Origin of the sequence: Psychrobacter sp. TB67 (assembly GCF_000511065.1) — a bacterium.
Taxonomy (GTDB): domain Bacteria; phylum Pseudomonadota; class Gammaproteobacteria; order Pseudomonadales; family Moraxellaceae; genus Psychrobacter; species Psychrobacter okhotskensis.
On the sequence record NZ_AYYA01000058.1, the window covers coordinates 1 to 10,011 of the forward strand.

The following is a 10,011-nucleotide window of genomic DNA, read 5'->3' on the forward strand; positions in this document are numbered from 1 at the left end:
GGGAGTTTCCTAAAAACTGTGTAACTGCTTATAATCCCATAACAGGAGAATAAGCAATGACCAAGCAAACTGACATTAAGAAACTGGCCGAGCAGATGGCTAGTAGTATGAACAGCTTCGATGACATCAAAGACTTCCAAAAGCAGCTCATGCAATCGTTTATTGATACCGCCCTAGAAGCTGAGATGGAAGACCATCTTGGCTACCCTAAGCATGAGAAAGCAGATAAGCCAAATAAACGCAATGGGCATACTAAAAAGACCGTCCGCAGTGACACAGGCGATCTTGAGATATCCACCCCAAGAGACCGTGATGGCGACTTTGAACCTGCTTTAGTACGTAAGCATCAAACCCGTATTAGCGGCCTTGATGACAAGATCATATTCCTTTACGCCAAGGGTCAAACCACCACTGAGATTGTAGAGAGTATCAAAGAGCTCTACGATGTCGACATCTCAAGCACCCTGGTTTCAAGAGTCACTGACAACATCTTAGAGGACATCACCGCTTGGCAGAACCGGCCGTTAAGCAGTGTCTATCCTATCGTCTATCTAGACTGTATTGTCGTGAAGATACGTCAAGATAAACAGATTATCAACAAGGCTATCTATCTGGCACTAGGTGTGGGACTTAATGGTAAAAAAGAGCTGCTTGGTATGTGGCTATCAGAGAATGAGGGCGCTAAGTTCTGGCTGGGTGTACTCACTGAACTACAAAACCGCGGGGTGCAAGATATCCTCATTGCCTGTGTCGATGGTTTAAAGGGCTTCCCTGATGCCATCAATACCGTTTATCCCAACGCTCAGGTTCAGCTGTGTATCGTACACATGGTGCGCTATTCGATGAAGTTTGTACCTTGGACAAATAAAAAGGCAGTAGCGGCTGATCTAAAGGCTATCTACGGCGCTGATACGCTTGAGATAGCAGAGGCTAACCTTGAACACTTTGATGAGGTATGGGGCACTGAGTACCCGCATGTGGTTAAGTCTTGGCGCAATAACTGGGAGGGCTTAACGGTGTTCTTTAATTACCCTAAAGACATCAGAAAAGTCATATATACCACCAATGCTATTGAGTCGCTAAACAGCGTGATTCGGACGGCGGTGAATAAGCGTAAGGTGTTCCCCTCTGATCAGGCAGCATTCAAAGTGGTGTACTTAGCCACCCAGCAGGCATCCAAAAAGTGGTCGATGCCCATCCGTAACTGGACGTCTGCTTTAAATCGCTTTATGATTATGTTTGATGATCGTATTAGTAAGCACTTAATCTAAATGGCAGTTACACAGAATTCGGGATGGGCTCGAGATAGTCCTCAAACCTAGCAAAAAAGGCTACTCTCTCAAGAATAGCCCCTCTACTTACACACCCTATAAAACTAACGCATATATCAACGCGACATTAACGCATGGTCACAAACTCTTCCGAGCCAGTTGGATGAATGGCAACCGTATTATCAAAGTCTGCTTTCGTCGCGCCCATTTTTATCGCTACCGCAAAGCCTTGAATCATCTCATCGACACCAAAACCTATGCCATGCAAACCGATGACTTTTTCATCATCGCCCAAGCAAACGAGCTTCATCACGCATTTTTGGCGATGCTGAGTTACCGCGCTGTACATCGAGGTAAAGCTCGAGGTGTAGCATTTGATATTGTCTTTACCATACTGCTCAACCGCGTCAATCTCAGACAAACCAATCGTGCCGATAGGGGGGTGAGTAAAGATAACCGTTGGTACCAAGTCATAAACCAAATGCTCGTCTGTCTTATCATTAAACAAACGCTCTGATAGGCGGCGACCTGCTGCGATAGCGACGGGTGTCAAATCAATACTGTTTTCGATAATATCACCGACCGCATAAATACCATCGACATTAGTATTTTGGAATTTATCGACCTTGATTTTGCCATTATCAGTCGTTTCCACACCCGTAACATCCAAATTGATATTGTCCGTCGAAGGCGCACGACCTATCGCCCAAATCAAACAATCAACGGTATCAAGCGCACCATCTTTGGTAAAGAGTTCTAAACTGCCATCGTCGTTTTTATTGACTTCCGTCAGCGTCGTTTCAGTATGCAATTGAATACCATCTTGCTCCATCTCTATCAATAACGCTTCTACGATAGTATGGTCAAACGAGCGTAGCGGCGAATGTTGACGCACATACAGATGTACCTCAGCGCCCAGACTGTTGAGCACGCCAGCGATCTCAACCGCGATATATCCTGCCCCGACGATAGCCACGCGTTTTGGCAAATGATTTAATCTAAAAAACCCATCAGAATCAATACCGTGTTCCGCGCCTTTGATATCAGGGAAGATAGGATGACCACCCGTCGCGATCAAAATATGGTCAGCGGTGATATGTTCGCCATTGACCTCGACCGTATTGGTATCGACGAATTTGGCAAAGCCTTTTATCACTTCAACGCCGTTCTTTGCCAAATTATTATCATAAGAGCGATGAATGTTTTGGATATATTGTTGACGACTATTGACCAGCTTTTGAAAGTCAAAGCCTTTTAACTCAACGTCAAAACCATAGTCTGGCGCATACTTTTCGATAGCTTCGGCCACTTGTGCGCCATACCACATCACCTTTTTGGGCACGCAGCCCCAGTTTACGCAGGTGCCGCCTAATTGCTCCGCTTCGATGATGGCGCATTTTTTGCCATAGCTTGCCGCTCGGTTGATTGAAGCAATCCCGCCGCTACCGCCACCAATGGAAATATAGTCATAATGTTTGGTCATAGTTAAGTCTCTTTATTTAGTACGTATTGATGCGTATTGGTACAATTTTGCAGTCTATTATTTTTTAATTCTGTTATTTTTAACTCTATTGTAATGGGTATGATAATGAATCTTACAAGGTTTTGCTTATGAAGATGTGCCAGCTAGCACCACGCTATAAAAATATTTAGGCAAAAATAGCCTAACACCTTATAAGCCCATCTAAACAATAGCGCGCCGTCTATAAAATAACAGCCCAGGAATGGATAAGCCTAGCACCAATCCTGAAGTCACAAATAAGGCCTCAAACAAATACACCATCATTTGGCTAAATAATTCGTCGGAAAAGCCAAAATAGCCAATCTGTACCATACTGACCATCGCCTTATAAGCAGCGATACCGGGCATCATACAGATGACGCTTGGCGAGATTAACGCTTTGGGCGGTAAGGTATATTTTTTAGAAAAGTACACGCCTAAAAAGCTGGCAAGCATCGCCCCAAAAAAGCTGGCTACCACCAGATGTATGTGCTGATAGACCAGCGCTGTTTTTAGTCCGAACCCAAAGGCGGTCATCAGCAAACAAGGTGGAATATAGCGTTTGGGTACGCTGAACATGAGTGTCCAACCAAGGGTAATAATACACGACAGGGCAACGGTTTCAATGAACCACATGTCAAAATCCCCAGTGCTGTATTTGTAGTAAAACCAGCGCCATCACAATGCCAACGCACGCTGACAAGGTTAGCATATAAGTAAAAACGGCACGTCCAATGCCGATATTGACATAGCCCTTTAAGATGTCTGAGAAAGAATTGATTAAAGGAAAGCTTGGAACTAGTAAGAGCACGCTAGAGGCAACGGCAATATCTGCATTATTACCAATATCAAAATAGTAAGTCGTCGCCCCAATCAAAGAGGCGATAAAAGCCGTCACGATGACGGTGATAAAAGGATTGAAATGCTGCTTGGCCAAATAAATGCGAGTGAACATCGCGACCATACCAGCGACAAAGGTCACCGCGGTAATCGACCAACTACCGCCATTAAGATTAGCAAACGCAGCACAAGATGCACCGACAAACACGCCCACTAGCCACGTTGGATAAACCGTTTTATCTAATTCATCAAACGCAAGGGTGGTGCGGTCAGTCAGCTCAGACTTCAGTTTATGGTTATCTAGCTTTTCGCTATTTGTATTGGCTTCGGTTTTATTGATAATTTGCTGGATTTGTACCAATAAATTGACATTGATGCTCTGATTAATCGTGTCTCTGGTGGTGGTGATACAGCGTTCATTACAGATGGTCGTCAAGGTGATGGCATTAAAATTCAGCGAACATTCTACGCTACTCATTCCCAAAGCGAATCCCAAACGTTTAGACAAGTCCACCACCACAGCAGACTCGGCACCATATTGCATAAGGAGTAGTCCGCAGCGCACGCATAATCGAGTAATGCGCTGTTGCTGTACGTAGCTGATAGAAGTCATTGGGCGAGTACGCATATTGGCTATTATGATTTTTATGAATGGTATTAGTATAAACAGTGTGAGTCGTTATGAGGTATCGATACGGCAAGGTAACGATAGCATAACTTGCCGTGCTTATTTGCTACTATTATAAAGCGTAAACCACTGTCGCAAGGAGAATAAAATGCATATCGTCATTCTAACTTTGACCTTTTCTCTACCCGGTTGTAGTTCACTCAAAGAAAAACGCCAACGCATGGGCGGCTTGCATGCACGCTTTGGTAATACGCCAAGCGTCGCGGTATGTGAAAGCGGCGAGCGTGATCGGCATGATGCCAGCGAATGGACGTTTGTGGTAGTGGGGCTATCTAAACGTGAGGTCGAATCACAATGCAGTCAAATAGAGGAGAAGATAGAGCGGACCGTAGATGCGCGGGTGATGAATGTTGAGAGAGAGTTTATGTAGGTGGGCTTTATTGCAGGCCGCTCTCTGAGTAGAGGTTCTATTAAAAATGATAAAGTTGTATGTTTCAAAGGTAGGTCGGTAAAGCTTAAGACAACGAACAAACAATAGACTACAAATTTAATAGACTTTTGTTTTATGCCATGATAATCTCCCACTCGGTAATTTAGACACATTACTTACACCTCATTTACATTTTAGTTACATTATCAATTATGTATTGCTTTCAGTGCGCGGATTGCATGATATAAATTTTGATAGTGGGATTTTAAGTTTATCAACGCATTACTTTTATTTTAGCCAATCACCTTAATTATATTTCTCAACTAGGACGTCTAATGACAACTTTTAATAAAGTAAAAAATGCTCTATTGCTTACGACGATTACTACTTTAGTAGGCTGTACTACGATAGCTGATATGTCAGGGTACGATACCAATAGCATGAATGCCGATGCGGCTAAAAATTACTCTCAAGTGGTTTCTAGTGCTAATAGTCAAGGCGCAGTAGATAATACGTCTACCACCGCCATCCGAGTGAAAAGAGTCTTTAATCGTATGAAGCCCTACGCCGTTCGCGCTAATACGACAGGCGTCCCTTTTGATTGGCAGATCACTGTTATACGTTCACCTGAATTAAATGCTTGGGCAATGCCTGGTGGTAAGATGGCTTTTTACACAGGTGTTGTAGAACAGTTAAAGTTAACAGATGCAGAAATCGCTGCAATCATGGGACATGAAATGACCCATGCGTTATCTGAGCATAGTAAAAAAGACGCTGGGCAAAAAATTCTGACAAGCTTAGCGCTTCAGTTAGGTGGTGCCGAACTACAGGCAAAAACAGGGTTAAGTGATGATGCGTTGGGTTTGATTAGTGACTACGGACTTGATAAGCCATTTTCTCGTAGTCAAGAGTCACAAGCCGATGTAGGTGGTCTACGCTTGATGGCACAGGCAGGCTACAATCCAGAAGCTGCCGTTGCAGTATGGCAAAAAATGGAAGCCGCCAATGGTCGTAGCAACACCATAGCTACTTTGATGTCTACGCATCCAAACTCTGGGCAGCGTATCGCTAAAATTCAGGCGCTCTTACCTGAGGTTACACCAGTTTATCAAGCGGCTGCTAAAGCACCTACTAACGCAACTAGTGGTGCAACTACTGGGGTAACTACTAGAACCATTAAACGTAGATAACTCAGTAAATATCCTCAAAAGTAAATGTTATCAAAAAAGGTAAGTCAAAAGACTTACCTTTTTTTGCGAAGGAATATTGAAAAGTGGCTGGTTTGATTTTTATCTTATGTCGTGATGCTGGGTGTCGAGTAGGTTGGCGGCGAGATACAAGACCTAACGGCTAAATATTGGAGCCAATCCCGCTTTTCGCTTATATCTACTCACTGATACGAGGCGAGGGCTACGGTTTGTCCTGTCTCTTGCTCCGCGTAGCCAAGCCAAAACCTAGTCCTCGCAACTCGTTCAATTGAGCAGGATAACCGCTACAATCGGGGCTAAACCGCATCTCAAGGCAACTTAGGATATTTAATGGTAGGTTGGGTGGAGTTTGCGATACCCAACATCTAAATATTAAAAGAACATTCTCAACAGCCCCAATCAATAGGAAGCAAACCATCCTTCACAAATCGATGAAATGAGGAATATTGCCAGTCTTTGAGTTGTTTAACATACTCATGCTTAATAGGGTTCATATGAATATAATCAATATGTGCTCGATAATCTGCTTCATCGCGAATGCAATGCTCCCAAAATCGACGTTGCCAAATACCGCGCTCGCTTTTTTTAAGTCTGCTATTTGAGATAGATTCTGTTTTAGCAATATGATAAGAAAAGTAATATTTGATTAGTTTGATACGTTTAGAGAAGTCTGCATCATTGTTTGGCATAGTACATAACATATGCAAATGGTCTGGTAAAATAACGATAGCATCAATATGAAAGGGATGTTTTTGTTTAACGAGTTTGAAGGAGTGTCTAAGTGTTGCAATTTCTTTGACTAGCAAATCGCTAGACCTATCAGCTAGGTTGATAGTGAAAAAGTAGGTTGCTCCCTTTTGATAGTGCCTTCGATACTGCATGCTATTCTGCAAATGATAATTGATAGCTGATATTACTTAATTTTGTTGGGTGTCACAAGCTCCACGCCAACCTACGGATTATAGGTGATTTCGTGTTTAGATTGTAGGTTGGTGTCGAAGGATGAGACCCAACGAGATGGTTTTGATGAATATGAGACAGTTGGGTTTCCTTCGTCAACCCAACCTACGAGCTGTTTAACGAGACGGCGTCACGCTTGCTGTACATTGATATTCTTTACATCATTAATCAGCTGAATAATATCATCAGCCGTTTCAGCTATCCATTGTTGGAGCTTCTGCTCGTATACGATATCAAAAAAATTATCATTGGGATTTTTAAAGTTAACTGGTCGTTGAGGGTAAATCTGACCACCTAAATTTTTCTTTTTATCTTGATATTTCCAGTTTTTGCACAATTCCCCAACCTTTTCTTCAAAACCTACCATATCGAGTGGGCATTCTGGCAGGCGCAGCCCGTCTTTATTTGCTAGCGTGATGCTGTAATATAAATGATGATTCAATTCAATATAACAATAGATTCCTACGTCCTCTTTCTCCGTAATCTTATAACATAAGCCATAGGTGTTCTTACTTCTTTTGAAGTAATTCTTAACAGACTTTTCTTGGCTACAAGGCAATAGGTTCTTATCACAAAAAGTGAATTCTAAGTTTTTCTTTCCAAGGTAATTCAGCAGGTCGTTCCAAGTCTTATTCTGAATATGCTGCTGAAACGCTTCAAAGTTCTGGCTTAGTTCATAGACGGTTTTAAAGTTATTGTCATCTGCCAGAAAATCTACATACTCTTGTCTCATTTTCGAATTCCTTGTCTGACCTGTAATTCTAGCAACGGTACTAATGTACTGTTCAATGGTTTGTTCTATATGTGGATAATCTACTACTTCTTCCTTACACAGCGATAAAAAGTTAAAAATATCCTTCTTATAACTTATCACACCATAGTCTTTGTTATTAAGGTCTCCCTTACCATAATGTGATACATCATCACCAAAGCGATTCAAATATAATATATAGATATTTTTATCGTCATAGCCTAGTTCTTGGCAGGCTTTATAATATTTAGCTAACTGTCCTTTTTGGTCAAAAGCATAAATCTTATTCTCAATAACAATCACATTTTTGGTATTTCTGAGAATTATATCTGCTCTACCATGAGCTGAATTACGAAAACTGTATTCAATTTCGCAACTATAAGTGATGTTTGAATCTAATTCATCTCGCTTCCATTCTTGTGTCGCTATGGCATTATTTATTATTGTTTCAATGAATAACTGTTGAAAACCTGCTATTTTATGACTAGCCTTTGGATTTAATATTTCAGCAAGAAAACGAGAGTGCAAACCAACTTCTTCGCCCGTCTTACGCAAAATTGTAAACACATTGAAGTCTAGTTTTGCATCATCGTGCTGCTTCTGAGATGCTTGTTCCTTTTCTTGTAGACGCGCAATACTCTGTTTAAAATTTTCGCCAAGCATAGTCATCTTTCCTAATAGTTTTAGTGTAGATTATCAAATTGATCTTAACAAGTTAACATATACATGTTTTTAAATCCTTTATAGAGTTCATTATTATGAGTCGTTCCTCTAAATATAGTTTAAGTGATGTATCTGGACATGAAGGCCCTAAAGGCTTTATGTTCGTCACTACAGGACAAACAACAGAAAAAGTAGCCCAAGATATTGGTAAATACAAGTTCAACAAATTATCTGATAATTATTTGGAAATTGGTATTCAAGATTCGGATTTTAAAATAATTAGTTTAGATGATTTACAAATTTTGACTGAGACCGATAAAAATGAACATTTTGAAGATCAGAAAGTCATAGTTTTTTTAATTGAAAATGAAGCTTTGTTTGCCATTCACGATGAAGTAGCTTCTATTCAAGCATTAACTTGTGCAATCGTACCTTCAACTATAGATGAAATAAGTGGCTTCAAAACTGAACCAAAAAATATTTTAAAAAGTAAGATTAATACATTGTCACTTATTCCTACTTTTTCTGTACCTTTTATGACATCACAAGCCAAAAATGACTTTTTAAACAACATGCACAGTGAGAGTTATAATTTTTATTATTCCTTTGTAGATTCAGTCATAACGACAGTTTGTACCGTTTATAGGCAGTATGACTCTATGATAGGGTATGACTTTAATGATTGGAAACGAGTATTTAGTAGTAATAGATTACTAAATATACTTCCTAATATTTATGCAAGCGACAAAAATAAGAATAATTTCAAGAGTGATTATTTAGAAGGATTAAGTAAAGTTGGAATTCATCCGACTGATATTAAAGATATAATTTGTGTAATGAGTGCTATAGTCACCTGACCACAAAAATGTTATAAAATAAATCAACTAAACGATTACCACAATAAATAACCATGACTTACTCCCTAGATTTTCGCAAACAAGTCTTAAAAAGCTTAGATGAGGGCATGACCTTTGCTGAAGCTGCTGTTTTCTATGATATCAGTCCAACGACTATCCAGAAGTGGAAAAAGCGTCTTCATAGTAAAACCACTCGATATATTAAGCCCTACAAAATAGAGGATGAAGCCTTAGCTCAAGATGTCAAAGACCACCCTGACGATTATCACTATGAGCGAGCACAGCGTTTTGATTGTAGCCCAACAGGCATCAGTAAAGCCTTAAAGCGTATTGGTGTTAGCAAAAAAAAAGACACTTGAGCATCCCAAAGCCTGTCCTGTGAAAAGAGCGACTTATCTAGCCAAGCTTAACCACTACATTGCTCAAGGCTTTGCTATTGTCTATATGGACGAAAGTGGGTTTGAGAGTGAAACGATGCGTCCTTGTGGTTATGCACCCATTGGTAGCCCCTGCATTGGCAGTTACAATTGGCAAGCCAAAGATCGAACCAACGTCATTGGTGCACTATATGGCAAAACGCTGTTTGCACTCAATTGCTTAAAGACCAACATTAATAAAAAGATTTTCTATCACTGGTGCAAGTTCACGCTGATACCAAAGCTTAAGAGAAAATGTGTAATCGTTATGGATAATGCAGCCTTTCATAAGCGCGTTCAAAAGCTGCTTAACAGGCATGGTCACAGGCTATTATTCTTACCTCCTTATAGTCCTGACTTAAATCCCATCGAGAAAAAGTGGGCTCAAGTGAAGTTTTTACGCCAAGGTTGGATGGAAAATGACTTATCTAAATTGTTTTATGATATTCATCCAAAACATAACTCTTTTGTAGTGCAGTGACTATA

11 protein-coding genes are annotated in these 10,011 nt (G+C 40.6%); 6 read left to right on the plus strand and 5 right to left on the minus strand.

The features are described 5' to 3' along the window. Nucleotides 1-56: 56 nt before the first annotated feature. Nucleotides 57-1,271: an IS256 family transposase gene (locus W293_RS0111695; RefSeq protein WP_025652625.1), complete on the plus strand. Its 1,215-nt coding sequence runs from the start codon at nt 57-59 to the stop codon at nt 1,269-1,271. A 127-nt stretch (nt 1,272-1,398) separates the two neighbouring features. Here W293_RS0111695 and gorA read toward each other — a convergent pair whose 3' ends face one another. The 3 genes from gorA to W293_RS0111710 form a co-directional block, all read right to left on the minus strand. After that, the gene (gene gorA / locus W293_RS0111700) at nt 1,399-2,754 is read right to left on the minus strand and encodes a glutathione-disulfide reductase (protein WP_025652626.1); all 1,356 of its coding nucleotides are present in this window, start codon (nt 2,752-2,754) and stop codon (nt 1,399-1,401) included. A gap of 201 nt (nt 2,755-2,955) precedes the next feature. Then, nucleotides 2,956-3,408 carry a threonine/serine exporter family protein gene (locus W293_RS0111705; RefSeq protein ID WP_025652627.1) on the minus strand — a complete coding sequence of 151 codons (453 nt, stop codon included), beginning with the start codon at nt 3,406-3,408 and terminating at the stop codon, nt 2,956-2,958. 1 nt (nt 3,409) lies between these two features. Further along, nucleotides 3,410-4,225, minus strand: coding sequence for a threonine/serine ThrE exporter family protein (locus tag W293_RS0111710; RefSeq protein ID WP_025652628.1), 816 nt, complete (start codon nt 4,223-4,225; stop codon nt 3,410-3,412). 163 nt (nt 4,226-4,388) lie between these two features. On the opposite strand from W293_RS0111710, the gene W293_RS0111715 reads away from it, so the two are divergent. Both W293_RS0111715 and W293_RS0111720 read left to right on the plus strand, forming a co-directional pair. Further along, a complete protein-coding gene (locus tag W293_RS0111715; protein WP_025652629.1) occupies nt 4,389-4,670 on the plus strand; it encodes a DUF503 domain-containing protein in 282 nt (93 codons plus the stop codon). Nucleotides 4,671-5,005: 335 nt separating this feature from the next. Further along, nucleotides 5,006-5,860, plus strand: coding sequence for a M48 family metallopeptidase (locus W293_RS0111720; protein ID WP_025652630.1), 855 nt, complete (start codon nt 5,006-5,008; stop codon nt 5,858-5,860). 404 nt (nt 5,861-6,264) lie between these two features. On the opposite strand, the gene W293_RS0111725 is transcribed toward W293_RS0111720, so the two are convergent. Both W293_RS0111725 and W293_RS0111730 read right to left on the minus strand, forming a co-directional pair. Then, nucleotides 6,265-6,771 (minus strand): REP-associated tyrosine transposase, encoded by a 507-nt coding sequence (locus tag W293_RS0111725; protein ID WP_307783280.1) that lies wholly within the window; start codon nt 6,769-6,771, stop codon nt 6,265-6,267. A 197-nt stretch (nt 6,772-6,968) separates the two neighbouring features. Beyond that, nucleotides 6,969-8,252 carry a PD-(D/E)XK nuclease family protein gene (locus W293_RS0111730; protein ID WP_025652632.1) on the minus strand — a complete coding sequence of 428 codons (1,284 nt, stop codon included), beginning with the start codon at nt 8,250-8,252 and terminating at the stop codon, nt 6,969-6,971. A gap of 95 nt (nt 8,253-8,347) precedes the next feature. On the opposite strand from W293_RS0111730, the gene W293_RS0111735 reads away from it, so the two are divergent. From W293_RS0111735 to W293_RS0111745, 3 genes are read left to right on the plus strand one after another with little or no spacing between them, the layout of a single operon-like run. Then, complete coding sequence (locus tag W293_RS0111735) at nt 8,348-9,109, plus strand: hypothetical protein (protein ID WP_025652633.1); 762 nt, start codon at nt 8,348-8,350, stop codon at nt 9,107-9,109. Between the two features lie 53 nt (nt 9,110-9,162). After that, the gene (locus tag W293_RS0111740; protein WP_025651943.1) at nt 9,163-9,468 is read left to right on the plus strand and encodes an IS630 transposase-related protein; all 306 of its coding nucleotides are present in this window, start codon (nt 9,163-9,165) and stop codon (nt 9,466-9,468) included. Next, nucleotides 9,443-10,006, plus strand: a complete 564-nt coding sequence (locus tag W293_RS0111745) for a transposase (protein WP_198015433.1) — start codon at nt 9,443-9,445, stop codon at nt 10,004-10,006. The genes W293_RS0111740 and W293_RS0111745 overlap by 26 nt, the downstream gene beginning before the upstream one ends. The last annotated feature ends 5 nt before the right edge of the window (nt 10,007-10,011 follow it).

Bases quoted from the DNA above. Each gene is read 5' to 3' on its own strand.
- W293_RS0111730 (WP_025652632.1), bottom strand. From the start codon at position 8,252: ATGCTTGGCGAAAATTTTAAACAGAGTATTGCGCGTCTACAAGAAAAG.
- W293_RS0111710 (WP_025652628.1), bottom strand. From the start codon at position 4,225: ATGACTTCTATCAGCTACGTACAGCAACAGCGCATTACTCGATTATGC.
- W293_RS0111740 (WP_025651943.1), top strand. From the start codon at position 9,163: ATGACTTACTCCCTAGATTTTCGCAAACAAGTCTTAAAAAGCTTAGAT.
- W293_RS0111715 (WP_025652629.1), top strand. From the start codon at position 4,389: ATGCATATCGTCATTCTAACTTTGACCTTTTCTCTACCCGGTTGTAGT.
- W293_RS0111705 (WP_025652627.1), bottom strand. From the start codon at position 3,408: ATGTGGTTCATTGAAACCGTTGCCCTGTCGTGTATTATTACCCTTGGT.
- W293_RS0111735 (WP_025652633.1), top strand. From the start codon at position 8,348: ATGAGTCGTTCCTCTAAATATAGTTTAAGTGATGTATCTGGACATGAA.
- W293_RS0111695 (WP_025652625.1), top strand. From the start codon at position 57: ATGACCAAGCAAACTGACATTAAGAAACTGGCCGAGCAGATGGCTAGT.
- W293_RS0111720 (WP_025652630.1), top strand. From the start codon at position 5,006: ATGACAACTTTTAATAAAGTAAAAAATGCTCTATTGCTTACGACGATT.
- gorA (WP_025652626.1), bottom strand. From the start codon at position 2,754: ATGACCAAACATTATGACTATATTTCCATTGGTGGCGGTAGCGGCGGG.